Origin of the sequence: Shimia haliotis (assembly GCF_900114415.1) — a bacterium.
GTDB classification, from domain to species: Bacteria; Pseudomonadota; Alphaproteobacteria; order Rhodobacterales; family Rhodobacteraceae; genus Shimia; species Shimia haliotis.
This window is the reverse complement of sequence record NZ_FOSZ01000003.1, coordinates 73,930-90,422: the sequence shown is the minus strand read 5'-3', so window position 1 is coordinate 90,422 and position 16,493 is coordinate 73,930. Positions and strand designations below refer to the sequence as shown.

Below are 16,493 nucleotides of genomic sequence, written 5' to 3'. Positions count from 1 at the left end.
GCGGGCTTGTTCGAAGGGATTACAGGACCTATTGTCCCGCGTTGAACGGTTGTTCAATGCCACTGACATAGGGACAAAGCAGGATGCGGGACAAGATACTTGAGGCCACAGCGGCGATGCTGGTGGAACACGGCACACAGGCTTCGATGGCACGTATTGCCAGCCGGGCTGGCGTGGCGACAGGATCTTTGTACAACCACTTTGAAAACAAGGACGTGTTGATCCGCGCTGTTTATGACGACTTGGCCCGCGACGTGGAACAGAACCTTATTGTTGGTGATCTGCCGGATGCAAATGCTCCGGAACGATTGGCACGATACATCGACAACCAAATCGCCTATTTCTGGGCGAACCCACAAAGAGCTATGCTTTTTGACTATCTGTCAAATGTTCCGCTGCTGCCGGTGGACGAAGTGCTCAACAGCTTTGAACGCACCTCTCGTTTTATTCGTGAACTGCTGCAAGAGCTTCAGCGCGATGGATGGCTGATTGACGGCGATGTCAGCGTTATGGGTGGATTCATAGGCGGGGCGATCCGCAACACGCTGAAATGGCAACGGATGCTGGGGGCAGATCTCACGGATGCCAAATGCACCCAATTGCGGGAAATGTGCCTGCAATCCCTGCGTCGGGATCAATAGTCGCGCTGATAGAAAACACCGATTCCGGTTTCGTTTTCGGAGTTCACGCGCCCCTTAACTGTGACCTTGTCATTGACGTCGAGATTAAGGTCGATGGTGCTTTTGCCACTGCTGTCGACACCGATCTCCGTATAAAGGTTTTGCCCCAAATATCCACCGGTGGTCAGGCCGGCCCCGCCGCCGTCGCTGGTCAGGGTAAACAACCCACCACCGCCGCCCCCACGGCTCATTGCGGCAACGGTGGTGGCAAGCTGAATGGCCTGAAGCGGCGAAATGCTGGAAATATCGCGCCCAAAGAGAAGCTGCGACAGAACTTCGTCCTCAGGCAAATCCGGATCCGAGCTAAGCACGATTTCGGGATCATCGAGCCCCCCCTCGACGGTCAGGCTGATGGTCGCATCTTTCTGCTCGGACACCGCGACAATGCGTACTGTCGGATCAAATCCGCCAGCAAGCGCAATCAGGCCTTCTGTAATCTCCAGAGACTTACCAAGGAAATTCATCCGCCCACGGGTCAGCTCGAGGCCGCCTTCGGGAATTACATTGGCAGTGGTTCCGCCAAGTTTCAGGGCCCCTTCGAAGTCGCTGTCGAGACCGAGGCCTGATACGTTGATGCGATCGCCCGTGCGCACAGAGAGGTCAAGATTGAAAGGCGGGCTGCTGTTGGAGCTGCTGCTTTCGGGTTTGATCAAACCGGCACGCAGCCGCGTGGAATGCGCACTATGAGGCTCTGAAACGTGGGAAATATCGGGGACACCGCCGATCCCACCAATCGAGGCCTCTGAAATCCGAACGTCCGTTTTGCCCAGCACCAGATCGCCCGCAATCGTGCCGCCACCAGTGAGAGGCCCAGACAGCGTAATCGCTCCCTCAACAGAAGTTTCCAGGAGGCGTCCTTCCTGATGGGTGATGCCAATCAGGCGTACCGGCAGGTTCGCGTTGAAGGGCGGCGTAAGACCGATTGTGCCGTTAACCGCAATCTGCCCTCCGCCGGAATAGGTGGTGGTCATATCCACTGCAGCAACCGAGTTGTCGAGCCTGACGGTCCCGCCGATTTCGCTGAAGGCCATACGTAAATCCGGCAAAGCAAAACGGGCGTCGCCCAGGGAGACAGTGCCGCTGAGCGCGCCCAATTCCAGCGGGCCCGCTAGGCGCATGTCCAATTGCGCGGTGCCTTGAATAGAGTTTGGGTGCAGCACGGGATTCGCGGCTGCCAAGGGCACGGAACCGGTAAGTTTCAGGTCATTTTTGTTGCCGGTCGGGTCAACCATCCCCGCGCCGTTGATTGCGGAGTTGAACGGGCCGGTTCCTTTGAGTTCGACATCAAACAAGTCACCGGATTGTGCAACTGTGCCTGCGATGGTCGCTACCCCAGGCAAGGACGGCACAAAGACCTCGACCTGCCCCATGCGCAGATCAACGTCAGCCTTCACGCCACCGTCAGGCGGCAAAGTCGCCGTCACCTTTGCAGTGGTTTCCGCGGGTGCTTCAGCGCTGGCATCGAGTTTCCAGGAGCCATCCACAAGCTGCAAACGACCGGACGCTTTGGCCGGACCGGAGATGTCTGGCAACACGAGGGCTGCATCTGTCAGCGCAGCCGCAAAGGTGATATCGCCTGATGTGCTTGAAAGAGCGCCCTCGGCTTCGACCTGCACGGAGTCATTGCCCAACCGAAATTCGCGCACTGTGATGCCGTCAAACGTCCGCGCCGCTGAAACCGACAACGTGCTTTCACCTTTTGTCAGCGCATCAACCTGCGGGATGCCGACAATCAGGTTATTGGTGCGCGCAAACAGCGTGCCGTCAAACACCCCATCAATTGCGGCAAACTCTCCGTCGATGTCGGCAAAAAGGTCACCTCCTAGATCGCGCCCTGCGATGGCCGAGAACCGTGCGATGTCCGGCACCAGAAGGCTCGCGGCACCATCAACGGAAAAGCTCTCGTCGAGCCCATTGATCGTGGCGCCGCCGCGCGCGACCAAGCCGCCGGAAAGCAATTCAAAAGACGAAAGCTCGAGATCCGCGCCTTCGTTCCACAAAAGATTGGCGGCAAAGGTCGCGTCAGTTCCAATTGCCTCAGACAGGCCTGCGTCTTCCATACGCAGGCCAGCCATATCCAGTAAGAGATCGGCAGAGACCCTTAGGGGCGATTTCGGGTTGATGATTCCGGCACCGGTCAAACCGAGGCGAGACAGACCGACCGCTGCGGTGTCCAACCCGTCAACAGTGCCACTTAGCGCCCAACGATCGCCGGTTTCGTGATCAAAGCTGGCGGTAATGTTGGCCGCCTGCAAATAGATCGGGTCGCCCCCCACCGGCAGCAACATGCGCTGATTTTGCGGATCACGCATCCGCAAGTTCAGGCCAAACTGTTGCGGCATGCCGTTGGCCCCAATTTCCAAGTCCCCAGCGAGATTCAACGACGCGGTCCAAAGCGCGAGGTTTTCCAATGTCAGACTCCCGTCCGGGAACAGGCGAGCAAATGTGGTCAGACCAATGTCTGAGCCAAAGAAGCGACGGTATTCTTCATCAAATAGCGGCGCGATATCGCCGCGCAGATCGGCGCTTATTGTGCGCACCAACGCGGCTGCATCGTCAGGAAGAGCTTCCGCCCCAAGAACCACTTGGCCAACCAGACGATCCTGTCCGGCACTCGAAAGGCGGATATCGGCGGAGAAATCATCAATCGGCCCAGCGCCCAATGTAGTCATTTTGATCGCCGGCTCACCAGGAATGCCAGCAAGGGTGGTGACAATTCCGCCGGCCGCTTCGGAAGCGTTGAGGTCGAGACGCAATTCACGGGAGGCATTGGAATAGGCCGCATCGACAAGGAAGTGGCCGGAAGGCCCGTCAAGGCGTGTGGCATTCAGCAAGGCCTCGCCCTCGCCCCCCGACAGGATCAGTTTGGCCTGTAACGAGAGCGCCAGAGGCTCCCCGAGGACGGCCTCGCCAATGTCGATTCTGGTCGCGGCGAGATCGGCGATATTGATACTGACGGGAAGTTCCGGCAGTGAAAAAGGCGTGGCTTCGGCTTTGGGGGCTTGCGGGTCTGGAGTCGTCTTTGGAATGCGATGCAGCGCTATGGCATCTGCCTTAAGCTGATTGACGTCGAAATTCCCCGCCAGCACCGCGAGACGATTCCAATTGAGCGTGACGCCGGATAGAGACAACCACACGCCATCATCATCCGAAATCCTCAGTTCCCGCAGCGTGGCTTCGGAACTGATCGCCCCGCGCAGGCCGATAATTTCGACCTTTCGCCCCGCACCGGAGAGCGAGTCTTCGATGAAGTTTGCCAGCATGCCCTTGTCTTCTTCGCTGGCTTCCGGAGTATCGTCCGACTGCGCAAAAAGTGACAGTGGCATGAGTGCCAAGAGGAGAACAGCAAGCCAGCGCATCAGAAAGCGTGCCCGATGCCGATGTAGAGTTGCGGCCCACCCGTTGTGTCACCCGACACTGGCAAACCGAGGTCGACGCGCAGGGGGCCAAAACCGGTGTTGTAGCGAGCACCAAGACCTGCACCAGCATGAAAGTTGCCAGGCCCTGTGGGGTTGGCGGTCTCACCTACGAAACCGGCGTCATAAAAGGCGACCGCGGAAATCTGCTGCGTGACTTTCACGCGCAGTTCGCCGGACAAACCGAGGAAGGACAAGCCGCCACTGTCGATGCCACCAACAGACACAAAGTTGGACTGATAAGGTTGGCCACGGACCGTGCCACCGCCCCCGGAAAAGAACAAAAGATCCGGCGGCGTTTCTCGAATGGTCGGGCCAATAATGGACCCGATCTGAACACGCGCAGCCGCAATCACCCGATTGTCCATCCCAAAGCCACGATAGAAGCGGGCGTCACCAGTCACATAGAGCGCATTGGTGGCGTCGGAATAACCGAGATACGGAAAGGCCGTGGCGCCAATATAATACCCCCGTGTCGGATCTGCGATATTGTCACGCGCATCGTATTTTACGCGAAACGGAACCCCGTAGATCGAAAAGTCGCGGACGCCAAAGTTGTCGTCCACTTCGGAAATAAAGACACCTAGGCCGATTTCAGTTTCAAACCGCTCTGAATGCACTCGGCGCAGACCGACAGTGGTCCCGACCTGCCGCAGAAAATAAAGTGGCTCGTCTTCTTGTTTGATTTCAAAGCCAACCGTCAGTTCTGTGTCTGCCTCAAAGGTTGCCGGTCGGGAATAAAGTGTCCCGATACGGAAGTTGGTGCCGCCTGACTGAGCCCCGATGTTTTCGATAGAGGCATCAAATCGCAGCCGCTCGGCACCGCCGCGCAGGTTGCGGTGCAGCCAGTACGCCGAAAGGCTTAGGCCATCGCTGCTTTCGAGTTCGGCACCAAATCCGATGCGACGTTTCCGGTCGTCAACAAGGGTGAGCACCATATCAAGCGAGCCGTCAGGATTCGGGGTCTCAGCTTCACGCAGGTCAACCGCGCGGAACGTGCCTGTGCGGCGCAATCTCGTCGCGGCGCGGCGCGCTTCCTCGGGATCAAAGCGTTCACCTGTCGGCAGGTTGGTGATCCGGTGTACGCGGCTTTCGCGCACGTCCGATCCGCCTTGGTAGATCAGGTTACCAAAGGTCAACTCGGGGCCAGGATCAATGGCCACTTCGGCGTCAAGTTCAGCGGAGCGGTGATTGGCAGTGATCGACTGGTCTTTGATATCGGCTTTGGCGTGCCCCTTGGCGCGCCAGCCGTCAACCGCTGCGACAGCGGCATCTTGAATAGCGGCAATTGAGGCAGGCTCGCCACTGGCAAAGGTTTCCGGCAACTCAGTATCCGGAGCGACAGGAGCAACCTGCGCTGTCCCGAATTTGAAATGTGGCCCAGTTTCCACTTCCAGGACAATTTGCCTGATCGAAGTGAGATTGGCAAAGGGCGAAAGATCAGCAGCCTCGCGCCCATCAATGCGGATTCGGATCGAAGGCCCGAAATATCCGGCTGCATAGAGTGTTCCGATCAGACGTTTGTAGTCCGCCTGAGCGGCGGCAACGATGTCCTGGCCGTCTGTTACAGAGTCTTGCTGTGCCTGAAACACCAAAGATGAAGAGGTGAGTGAGGAAAACAGCGGATCGTCCTCGGGCACACCCGACAATCGCGCTTCAAACGCAGATGCAAAACCTGGAAGAAAGAGAGTAGACAAAAGGCAGACAAAACGAAATTTCCAGCAATGGTGTGCAAGCTTGCCTGTTCGCGCTTTCATTCCAAAAACCTTCACACAGCGTCGGCCTTCGCAGCCACATCCGATAATAGAATTAACCCTAGCCCAAGGTCTTGGATTTGACCATATACCGAAACGGGAGAAAAATATGATATCCTTGCCTTGTGCGGCGCGCTTGCCGGTTGCTCCTACCGCTCCCTTATTCAACGGACTTTGACATGATCGCAAAGGCGCCTGTGACAACAATGACGTACCTGCGGTCTTTGGGTTTTTATGTAGTCTCTGTCACCTTGGCGATCCCATTTCTTTTGTTGTTCCCGATCATTCTGCTACCAGCGCCAGTCACACACGCGGTTTGCGCCCTGTATTTGCGGCTGCAGGCCTTCGGGCTGCGCTGTTTTTGCGGCATCTCTTATGAGGTCAAAGGGATAAAAAACCTTCCTGACGGTCCGGTTCTTATCGCGTCCCAGCATGAGAGCACGTGGGAAACTCTTTATTTTCAGCACATTATGGATCGCCCCGTGATGTACGCAAAGGAGCCGATCTTTTCATATCCGGTTTTTGGCCCGATCGCCCGCAAAATGGGTCATATTCCCGTGCCTCAAACCAAAAACACAGACGCGATACGGGACGGCTTTAAGCGCGGTGCAGAGACCATTGCATCGGGTAGAAAACTCTTGATTTTTCCGTCCGGAACCCGCCGCGTTGAAGGGGGGACGAAATTGCAGGCAGGTGTCGGGGCGTTGTATCAGCTGTCCAACGTGCCGGTCGTTCCGGTTTTGGTGAATTCGGGGCAGTGCTGGCCACATAACACTTGGTTGAAGTTTCCCGGAACGATCAAGGTCGAAGTGTTGCCTGCAATCCCTGCGGGTTTGCCGCGCGAAGATGTCATGGAACGTCTGAGGTTGGATTTGGCACGCGATCCCGGACAGCCGCGTGGGATTGAATAAGATCATCCACAAAAACCGGAGGGCATTAAGGCTGAGGTAAGGGCTCCTGCCTATGGGTGGAACTTGCCCGAAACTTCTGGATCCCGACATGGCAGACACGTCCAACCGGCCAATTATCATCAAACGTAAAAAGGTGGTCATCAACAGCGCCCACCACGGCGGGGCGTGGAAGATTGCCTATGCGGATTTTGTAACGGCGATGATGGCGTTTTTTCTATTGATGTGGTTGATCAATGCCACTTCGGAAGAACAACGTCTTGGGTTGGCGCAATACTTCAGCCCGACCATTCCGATCAATCGGATTGCGGGCGGTGGCAGCCACATGTTTGGCGGCAAAAGCGTGACCGAAGAACAGCTTTTGGCGCGATCTGGACGAGGCGGGCTGCCGACCGAGCAAAGCGGCACTCCGGGCACCGAAGACTCTAAGGAAAACGTGACAGTGGGCACCAGCGACGACCTTGCCGCTGTTCAAGATTTTCTTGTCGGTGGTGGAGGTGAGAGTTTCCTGAATGACAACCTGAAAAAGCACGTTGTGACACGCTTGACGGATGAAGGCCTGGTCATCGAACTTTATGATGCGCCAGACGATCCTCTGTTTGCGGAGAATTCGACCTCGCCTACGCCGATCATGATTGATCTGGTCGAGATCATTGCAAAGGCGGCACAATCGGTGGCCAATGACGTGGCCATCGAAGGACATGTGCGTGCGGAGCCCATCATTTTGCGCGAATCGAGCGTGTGGGATCAGTCCACAGGGCGCGCGGAAGCGGTTCGGGTCTTGATGCAAAGGTTCGGCACCCCGAAACACCGTATCAACAGGGTCGTTGGCCATGCGGATCGGGAATTGGTGTCTCATGTGCCACGGGACGTGCGCAACAATCGCATTGAAATCATCCTGCTGCGCGACTGACACCCGGTTTCAATCGCTTTAAACCGCTAAGATTTTATCCGTTAGCGGGCTGTTAAGTGCCGGCGTCCTATCACCGAAGCGGAAAGATACAGCAGAAAGGCGTACCATGTCACTTTCATCCTCGCTCAACGCGGGTGTCGCGGGTTTGGCTGCGAACTCAACAAAACTCAGCGCAATTTCCGACAACATCGCGAACTCCGGGACGTATGGCTATCGCCGAGTCGAAACTGATTTTGCGTCGATGGTCACTGGCAACGGCGGCGGCAGCTATTCTGCGGGCGGTGTGACCGCGACGACCAGCCGATTGATCACCGAAGGCGGCACGCTGGTATCCACCTCCAGCGCCACCGACCTCGCGGTCAGCGGCGGTGGATTTCTTCCTGTTGCCTCTGCCACCGAAATCAACGCGAATGTGACCAACCCGTCCATGATGCTGACCACTACAGGATCGTTCCTGCCGGACTCTCAAGGGTATCTGGTGTCCAGCACGGGTCTGGTTCTGATGGGGTGGCCGGCGAATGCGGACGGCAGCATACCCAACTATCCACGCACGTCGTCGGAATCGCTTGAACCTGTCCGTATTTCGACCACCTCGCTGGAAGGGTCACCAACCACCAGCCTGCAGCTGGGCGTTAACTTGCCCGCCATTGACACCGAAGCCGGCGCAGCCGGCACCCCGCAAACCATGAGTGTCGAGTATTTTGGCAACCTTGGCTTCTCCGAGACACTGGATATCACCTTTTCGCCAACCGTGCCGGCGGCCGGTATGCCCGCATCCAACGAATGGACCATGGTGATCACAGACAGCGCATCCAACGGTGCCGTGATTGGAGAATACGTCCTCGCATTCGATGACAGCCGGACCGACGCGGGTACGCTGGCGTCAATCACCACTGTATCCGGTGGCGCATATGATCCGACAACCGGTACAGCAGTTTTGAACGTCGCCGGTGGGCCGCTGGAGCTGGACATTGGCACTCCGGGAGACAGCAACGGCCTGACCCAGCTCGGGTATGACTTTGCGCCGCTGCAAATCAACAAAGATGGCGCGGCTGTAAGCACGATGACCTCGGTCACGATTGATGAAAACGGCAATGTAAACGCCTATTACTCGAGTGGCATCACCAAGACCATCGCACAGGTTCCGTTGGTCGATATGGCAAACCCGAACGGTTTGGCCACGTTGGACTATGGCACCTATATGCCGACCAATGAAAGCGGCTCATTCTACCTTTGGGATGCCGGCTCTGGTCCGACTGGTGAAATCGTTTCCTATGCCCGCGAAGCCTCTGCAACTGATGTGGCGCAGGAATTGACTGATCTGATTGAAACCCAACGTGCCTATAGCTCCAGCGCCAAGATCATCCAAACTGTGGATGAGATGCTGCAGGAAACCACCAACATCAAGCGCTGATAATACCCAATGACGCGGCCGACTGAGAAAGGAACTTTGCTGTGAGTCTTACAGGAGCCCTGGCCAACGCCATGTCTGGCCTTTCGGCCGCGTCCCGCAACGCCCAAGTCACCTCCAACAACATCGCAAATGCGATGACCGAAGGGTATTCGGTTCGCAGCCTTTCGGTTGCTCAAAACGGGGTTTCCGGTGGCGTCATGGTCACTGGCATAACCCGCCACACTGATCCGGTTCTGCTTGCTGAACGGCGGTCTTCTGACGCCGAGGTCGGGGCCAACAGCGTAACCAACGAATTCTATACCCGTCTGGAAACCCTGATCGGTACACCGGACCAAGCCTCAAGCCTGACGGCAAAATTCTCTGATTTCGAAGCCGCACTGATTGCAGCCACAGCCGCCCCGGAAAGCGATGTGCGGCTCCAAAGTGTCGTGGATTCTGCCGAAAATCTGGTGAAGGACATCAATGACGCCTCAAACGGTGTACAAGACATGCGTGAAGAGGCTGATGCAAACATCAACAGAAGCGTCAACGATCTAAACGATCTGTTGTCCATGACCGAAGACCTGAACAAGAAGATCTCTCAGGCCACAATTCAGGGGCAAGACACGTCTACGTTGTTGGACCAACAACAGCAAGTCGTTGACCAGATCAATGAAATCGTTCCGGTTCGGATAATGGATCGGGAGAACGGCGGCATCGCACTCTTTTCGATGGGCGGCGAAACCTTGATTGACGGGACCGCCCGTGAGGTCGAGTTCACGTCAACGCCAACCATCATGCCGCACATGACGCAAGCCAACGGCCTGTTGGGCGGCCTGTCGATTGACGGAAAACCACTTGATACCACAGCGGGTGGACAGCTTGCCGGCGGCACGCTTTATGCGCAATTTGACGTCCGGGACGAGCAAGCCGTCACCACGCAAGCTGAGCTTGATACCTTGGCCCGCGACCTTGTTGACCGGTTCCAGAGCAGCGGCGCGGACCCAACGCTCGCCGCAGGGGATGCAGGGTTGTTCACGGATGCGGGCGGTGCCTTTGATCCGGCGAATGAAACCGGACTGGCTGGCCGCCTTGAGTTGAATTCTCTGGTGTCGTCCAACGGCGCTGGCGAAACTTGGCGGTTGCGCGACGGATTGGGAGCCAGCACCCCCGGGGATGTGGGCAACAATAGCCTGCTGACGGCACTTGTGGACGTGGTGCAAACCTCGACCGTGCCAGGCTCAAATGCTTTGGGTAGCAAATCCGTTACGATGTCGGAGATGTTTGGCAACATGCACTCTTCCGTATCCACAAGCCGAGTGAACAGCGACACCGCACTCAGTTATGCAGCCGCCCAACAGGGCGCCCTTGTCGGGCTGGAGCTGGAACAGGGTGTGGACACCGATGTTGAAATGCAAAACCTCATGCTTATCGAACAGGCCTATTCTGCGAATGCCAAAATCATTCAAGCCGTCGACGACATGATGAATACGCTTCTAGGGATCTAAACCATGACAAATGTCGGCTTTGGCAACCTCGCACGTCACGTGATGATGCAAACGCAGATGACCTCGGTCAAAGGAAACATGGATCGACTTTCACTGGAACTTGCGTCCGGATTGAAGTCCGACGTCGGCCAGTCTGTCGGCGGCGATTTTCAAATGCTCAATGACATCAACAGGCAACTCACTGTTTTGGACAGCTATGACCACTCTGTTCTCGATGCACGCATGTTCACCGACACATTGCAAATCACGTTGGATCGCGTACAAACAATGTCCTCTGATCTCAGTGCTGATTTGATCACGACCGCCGCGAATGGCACTGGCAGCGCAGCCGCAACCGCAAGCGATGCAGCCATGCAGGATTTTGACACTCTGATCAGCTCTCTGAATGGCCGAACAGGTGACAAAAGCCTGTTCGCGGGTGCCGCGGTAGACGGAGCTGCAACCATAAGTGCCGACGAGATGATGACCCACTTGTCCGCTGCGGTGGCAGGTGCCGCAACCGTGAGCGATGTTATCACGGCGGTGGATGACTGGTTCATGTCTCCGGGCGGTGGGTTTGAGACCGTTGGCTATCTCGGATCGTCTGACTACCTGTCGCCTTTCCAGTTGAGTGAAAGCCAAAGCGCATCCGCAGAGATCAAAGCGGATGACGAGGAACTGCGCATTCTGATGCGAGATATGGCGACAGCAGCGATTGCAAACGATCCGGGACTGGCCCTGAGTCCTGAAGAAAAGCTCGAACTTCTAGACACCGCAGGCCAGTCGTTGTTATCCAACCAGGATGCCCTGACGCACACCCGGGCAGGCCTTGGATATGCCGAAGAGCGGATCGAAATTGCAGAGACCCAGAACGCCAGCTCTCGCACGGCGTTGACAATGGCCCACAACGATATTGTGACCGTCGACTCCACAGAGGTGGCCGGACAATTTCAAGCCGCTCAATACCAGTTGGAAATGATTTACACCGTCACTGCACGGCTCAACAGCATGTCCCTAATGGATTACATGAGATGAAACTTCTCCTAAAAATCGCTCAAGTAGTGAGCGTGTTGATCCTGTTGCCAGCGATGGCCACTGCGAATGAAATTCGCATCAAGGATCTGGTCGACTTCGACGGTGTCCGGTCAAACGACCTTGTAGGCTATGGTCTGGTTGTGGGCTTGAATGGATCGGGCGACAGCCTGCGCAATGCGCCCTTCACCGAAGAAATCATGTCCAACATTCTGGAACGACTCGGAGTCAACGTGACCGGCGAACAATTGCGGCCTGACAACGTGGCAGCGGTGTTTGTGACAGCAACTCTGCCTCCGTTCTCGCGCGCAGGGAGCCAAATAGACGTAACTGTTTCGGCGATTGGCGACGCGGATAGTCTGTTGGGCGGCACGTTGGTCATGACACCGCTCAACGCGGCCGACGGGGAAATTTATGCGGTGGCACAAGGCACCATCATCGCGGGAGGAATTTCGGTTAAAGGCGATGGCGGAGGTGTGGTTCAGGGTGTGCCAACAGCCGGAGTGATCCCGTCAGGCGCTCGCGTCGAACGTGAGATCGAATTCGACTTCACATCGCTACGAAGCCTACGACTGGCGCTGCGGGAACCGGATTTCACCACCGCTGGCCGTATCGAAAATGCGATCAACCAGAACTTTGGCAGACAGGTGGCGTTGATGACCGACGCCGGCACGGTCGAGGTGGATATTCAGCGCACAGGCCAACCCACGGCCGCGCATGCCCTTGGCCAGATTGAAAACATCCGCGTCGCCCCGCAACTTAAGGCGCGCGTCGTGGTGGACCAGCGCTCCGGCACCATTGTGATGGGTGAGGATGTGCGGATTTCACGAGTTGCGGTATCACAGGGCAATCTGACACTGCGCATTCAGGAACAGCCCCTCGTTGTGCAACCCAACCCCTTTGCCAATGGCCGAACAGTTGTTGTGCCCCGCACCGATGCGGAAATCGACAAAGGCGAAACAACCGGCCTTGCCGAAGTCCCGGAGGGCACATCTTTGAGCGAGGTGATTGCCGGCTTGAACGCGCTTGGTGTGGCACCACATGACATGATCGACATTCTCAAATCGATCAAAGCAGCCGGTGCGCTGCATGCGGAGTTTATTGTGAGATAGGTTGCAGAGATGTCTGGCGTCTGGGGAGTTGCCGGACGGGCGGTATCCGGAAACGGTGCCGCCCATTTTTGTACTCGGACACATCCAAACGGCGGCGCCTAGCCATATTTGTTTAGTGCCTCAAGTTCGAGGGCAAGCCGAAGTTGATGATCCGAGATCTGCCGCATCAGGTCTTTGCGTTTGCCCGGATCGGTTTCCGCTTTGAGCGCTGCGTGCAACTCAGAAAGCTGCTTTTTGAGCTGCACGGCAACTGGCACCACTTTGTTTTCCTTCATGATGCGGTCGACTACCGCATCCTTGGGCCGAGAGAGAAACTCCAAAGGGCGCCCTGCCCCCGCAAGATCCTTGAACTCGTCGGAGCGTTCAGCCGACTGCATTGCCATTTCAATGGCAGGGTTTAGAGGATGTGACATCGAATACTGTCCTTGCCTATCACAAGAGCAAGTAAGCAGGCGCCAGCGCATCTTCCAGTGACACACCCAAAAGCGCATCCCTTTCGGCCGGCATCCGCCTAGAAATAGCTTCGCACCAAAGCGCCGGCAATCAGACTCCAGCCGTCTGCCAATACAAAGAAGCTAAGTTTGAACGGCAGGGAAACGATCGCAGGCGGCACCATCATCATACCCATCGACATCAGCACCGCCGCCACAACGAGGTCGATAATGAGAAAGGGCAGGAAAATCAGAAAGCCGATCTGAAAAGCGCGTGACATCTCGGATAGCATAAAGCTCGGAATGAGAACCGAAAGCGGTGCGTCAGGTCCTGGTTGGGTCTCCGCCGCGTCAGGCCGTAAAGAGGCCAATGCGGTGTAGGTGTCCGGATCCATACGGTTGGACATGAACATCCGAAAGGGGTCCATCGTACGCTCAAAGGCGACATCCGCGGTGATCTGTTCTTCGAGCATGGGCGTGATCCCCTGCTCCCATGCGGCCGTAAACACCGGCTCCATCACGAAATAGGTCAAGAACATCGCAAGCGATATCAAGAGCATATTGGGCGGCGAGTTTTGTAGCCCCAGACCCTGACGAAGGATCGAGAAAACCGTCACGAGAAACGGAAAACAGGTGATCATGATCGCGATGCCCGGGGCAAGCGAGATCACTGTGAGCAACAGGAATAGTTGGATGCTGCGCGAGGTCAACGACCCCTCGAGCCCCGAGACAAGTGAAGCTTCCTGAGCCATCGCCGGATCGACCGTCAAGCCGATTAGTGAAACTGTGGCGACGGCGAACGCGGCCGCGCGTCTCATCCCAGACCGTTTTGCAAGTCTGCGAGTTCCGTCAGTCGCACGGCAAGCTGTCCGTCCGCGCTGCCTTCGATCTCTTCCAATTGTCCGCGGGCGATCAGCTTGTCACCGATAAACAACTCAACCGGATCATCCACGCGGCGGTCCAGTTGCAGTACAGAATTCTCGCCCAGCTTGAGGAGATCCGAAATTGCCGGACGCGCCTTGCCGACGGATATCGTGATCTCCACCGGAACCGAGGTGAAGGGGTTGGAAGAATCGGGTGTCATTGGGTCAGCCATTCTGGGCCTCCTTGCGGGTTTCATGCGTGAATGCGGTAAAGGCCTGTTCGACAGCTCCAAGAACCTCGGACAGGTCGATTTCCCGTTCGCGCGCGTCAAATTTGAATTGAGCCTGACCTGACGCCAAGGCGGGATCGGATTTCAGGGTCACAGGAAACTGCAAATCTTCCGGCATCAGGTCGGCAACGGTTTCATGGTCATCAATGGATGTGATGAGGCAGACCTCTGTTGCGCCATGGCTGTCGATGATGCGGTGCAGTTCTTCGACCACGATGGCGCCAACAGATTTGCGGGCCAGCTCCGGCAGCACAGTCATGATTGCTTTCTCCACCATCGGAGCAATGTCGGATAGCACCGCCTCATGCGCCTCATGGTATGTGAACGAAAGATCCTGAAGGTTGGCCGTCAAAGCGCTGCTCAGGGCTTTTTGCCCATCGGCGTTCGCTTGGGTCGCATCCGCCCAACCGGCCTTGTATCCGGTTTCATAGCTGTCCAGCAGCGCCTCTTCTCCGGCGGTGTCGGAGGCGTTCGGGGCATTTGGCGACGCGATACAAGTTCCGAAGTCTTCCAGCAGATGAGAGATCGTCATGACGACTTCTCCTTGCGTCCGTCTTCGAGCCAGCTGCGGAGGATTTCAACGGTTTCTTCCTGCCGGTCGCTGATCAGATTGCGCAGACGCTCCACGGCCTCACCATCAGTGCCGTCGCCTGTTGCGGGGCTGGGAAGGCCGCCAAGGTCGCCGGTCGCCCCATCCATGGCGATCGGCATTGGAAAGCCACCGTCTGCGCCCAAGTCACCTCCAAAATCGCCACCGAGCGGCGGAAGAGGTGCAAAATCGCCCGGCCCGTCCATTGGTGGCAACATAGGCGCACCGCTGCCATCAAGCGATTGGGCCCCGCTGCCTTGAGACGCCAGCAAGGGCCGCACGACAAAAAGGCCGAGTCCAAGCGCCACAAGAGCGAGAATCACCATTTGCACGATGGACATTACATCCAGATTCAATCCGCCCAACATTGAGTTATCGGCCGCTGTCCCCATTGGAGTTGCAGGCAGGAAATTCATAGATTTCAACGTAATCACGTCACCGCGCGGTGCACTAAAGCCAACCGCGGAGGCAACCAGATCACGCATATGCCCCAGTTCTTCGTCGGTACGCGGAACAATGATTTCATTTCCGTCGTCATCCAATTGCGCTTTGCCGTTGATAAGCACGGCCACAGAGAGGCGACGGATGCTGCCGGGTTCGCGCAAGATTTCACGCTGTGTCTCGGACACCTCATAGTTCACGCGTTCCCGCGTTTCGCGATTCTGATTGGTAGACCCGGAGGTTTCATTCGCGTCGCCATCCGGCAGATTTGAGGCGACGGTGACTTGCCCTTCAGAGTTCTGGGAATCGGTGCTGCGCTCTTCGCTTTCGGTGCTGATCGCGACCCGACTGGCAGGGTCAAACGTACGCTCTACGATGGATTCGGTTTCGGTTACTGTGTCGATGCTGACTTCAACCACCGCGTTTCCGGCGCCAACGTGCGCCTCTAGCAGTCGTTGAACAGATGCACGCATTGAGTCGGCGCGATCCTCACCCGCGTTTGTCTTGGTTTCCTCAACCGCTCCTATTAGCCCGCCATTGCCGTCGATTACGGACACATCTTCGGGCGCCAAGCCCGCCACGGCGGACGCTACAAGGAACCGCAATGCCTGCGCGTGTTTCGGAGGCAACGTTCCGGAGGTCGGCGTCACGGTAACGCTGGCCGTTGACTTGATGCTGCGCTGAAACGGGTTGGAGCCGGCGTTTGCGATGTGCACACGGGCCTGGCTGATCAATGGGCTGCCGACGATGGTTCTGGCAAGCTCGCCCTCTTTGGCACGCCAATAAGCGGCATCAAACATTTGCGACGTGGTGCCAAAGCCTGAAAGCGAATCAAGCAACTCATACCCCTGTGTCGTATTGGCGGGCAGGCCTTCGCTTGCCAGTGTCATCCGAAGTTCGTCACGTTGTGCGCCCGCGACATAAATGGCGCCGCCCCGCACCTCATAGGTAACACCGCGTTGTTCCAAAGAACGCACAACGTCCCCTGCAGCTCCGCTTTCCAAGCCACTGTAAAGAAGGGTCATTCTTGGCTGCGTCGCGATTTTCGCAAGCATAAGCACAGCCGCAAACACAGCGATGGTCGCGCCAGCAATGATCAGTTTGCGGCGTGTGTCGAAGCTCGACCAGGTGTTGAGAATCTGTTTCACATTCAACCTCCAAAGAACCGGATTTTCTATCCAGCC

14 protein-coding genes are annotated in these 16,493 nt (G+C 56.8%); 7 read left to right on the top strand and 7 right to left on the bottom strand.

What is annotated here, in order from left to right; genetic code table 11:
- The first annotated feature begins 83 nt into the window (after positions 1-83).
- Entirely contained in the window at positions 84-641 is a 558-nt protein-coding gene (locus tag BM069_RS08690) for a TetR/AcrR family transcriptional regulator (protein ID WP_093323012.1), read from the top strand.
- Here the strand turns inward: BM069_RS08690 and BM069_RS08685 are convergent.
- Together BM069_RS08685 and BM069_RS08680 are read right to left on the bottom strand one after the other, a co-directional pair.
- Positions 635-4,006: a translocation/assembly module TamB domain-containing protein gene (locus tag BM069_RS08685; protein ID WP_212611525.1), complete on the bottom strand. Its 3,372-nt coding sequence runs from the start codon at positions 4,004-4,006 to the stop codon at positions 635-637. The genes BM069_RS08690 and BM069_RS08685 overlap by 7 nt on opposite strands.
- Before the next feature lie 32 nt (positions 4,007-4,038).
- The gene (locus BM069_RS08680) at positions 4,039-5,853 is read right to left on the bottom strand and encodes an autotransporter assembly complex protein TamA (RefSeq protein ID WP_093323010.1); all 1,815 of its coding nucleotides are present in this window, start codon (positions 5,851-5,853) and stop codon (positions 4,039-4,041) included.
- 176 nt (positions 5,854-6,029) lie between these two features.
- Between BM069_RS08680 and BM069_RS08675 the strand changes: the two genes are divergently transcribed.
- From BM069_RS08675 to BM069_RS08650, 6 genes are all read left to right on the top strand, one after another.
- Entirely contained in the window at positions 6,030-6,761 is a 732-nt protein-coding gene (locus BM069_RS08675) for a lysophospholipid acyltransferase family protein (RefSeq protein ID WP_093323008.1), read from the top strand.
- A gap of 52 nt (positions 6,762-6,813) precedes the next feature.
- Positions 6,814-7,671, top strand: coding sequence for a flagellar motor protein MotB (locus BM069_RS08670; protein ID WP_244503577.1), 858 nt, complete (start codon positions 6,814-6,816; stop codon positions 7,669-7,671).
- A 106-nt stretch (positions 7,672-7,777) separates the two neighbouring features.
- Positions 7,778-9,085 carry a flagellar hook protein FlgE gene (locus BM069_RS08665; RefSeq protein ID WP_093323007.1) on the top strand — a complete coding sequence of 436 codons (1,308 nt, stop codon included), beginning with the start codon at positions 7,778-7,780 and terminating at the stop codon, positions 9,083-9,085.
- Between the two features lie 41 nt (positions 9,086-9,126).
- Positions 9,127-10,572, top strand: coding sequence for a flagellar hook-associated protein FlgK (gene flgK, locus BM069_RS08660; protein ID WP_139216171.1), 1,446 nt, complete (start codon positions 9,127-9,129; stop codon positions 10,570-10,572).
- Between the two features lie 3 nt (positions 10,573-10,575).
- Positions 10,576-11,586: a flagellin gene (locus BM069_RS08655; protein ID WP_093323004.1), complete on the top strand. Its 1,011-nt coding sequence runs from the start codon at positions 10,576-10,578 to the stop codon at positions 11,584-11,586.
- Positions 11,583-12,695: a flagellar basal body P-ring protein FlgI gene (locus tag BM069_RS08650; protein WP_093323002.1), complete on the top strand. Its 1,113-nt coding sequence runs from the start codon at positions 11,583-11,585 to the stop codon at positions 12,693-12,695. The genes BM069_RS08655 and BM069_RS08650 overlap by 4 nt, the downstream gene beginning before the upstream one ends.
- A 98-nt stretch (positions 12,696-12,793) precedes the next feature.
- On the opposite strand, the gene BM069_RS08645 is transcribed toward BM069_RS08650, so the two are convergent.
- The 5 genes from BM069_RS08645 to fliF all read right to left on the bottom strand — a co-directional run bounded on the left by BM069_RS08645 (position 12,794) and on the right by fliF (position 16,457).
- Positions 12,794-13,108: a DnaJ family domain-containing protein gene (locus BM069_RS08645; RefSeq protein ID WP_170846714.1), complete on the bottom strand. Its 315-nt coding sequence runs from the start codon at positions 13,106-13,108 to the stop codon at positions 12,794-12,796.
- A 98-nt stretch (positions 13,109-13,206) separates the two neighbouring features.
- Complete coding sequence (fliP, locus tag BM069_RS08640) at positions 13,207-13,944, bottom strand: flagellar type III secretion system pore protein FliP (RefSeq protein WP_093322999.1); 738 nt, start codon at positions 13,942-13,944, stop codon at positions 13,207-13,209.
- Entirely contained in the window at positions 13,941-14,222 is a 282-nt protein-coding gene (locus BM069_RS08635; RefSeq protein WP_093322997.1) for a FliM/FliN family flagellar motor switch protein, read from the bottom strand. The genes fliP and BM069_RS08635 overlap by 4 nt, the downstream gene beginning before the upstream one ends.
- Positions 14,215-14,811, bottom strand: a complete 597-nt coding sequence (locus BM069_RS08630; RefSeq protein WP_093322996.1) for a FliH/SctL family protein — start codon at positions 14,809-14,811, stop codon at positions 14,215-14,217. The genes BM069_RS08635 and BM069_RS08630 overlap by 8 nt, the downstream gene beginning before the upstream one ends.
- Complete coding sequence (gene fliF, locus BM069_RS08625; protein ID WP_093323534.1) at positions 14,808-16,457, bottom strand: flagellar basal-body MS-ring/collar protein FliF; 1,650 nt, start codon at positions 16,455-16,457, stop codon at positions 14,808-14,810. Before fliF ends, BM069_RS08630 begins: the two co-directional genes overlap by 4 nt.
- Positions 16,458-16,493: the final 36 nt, after the last annotated feature.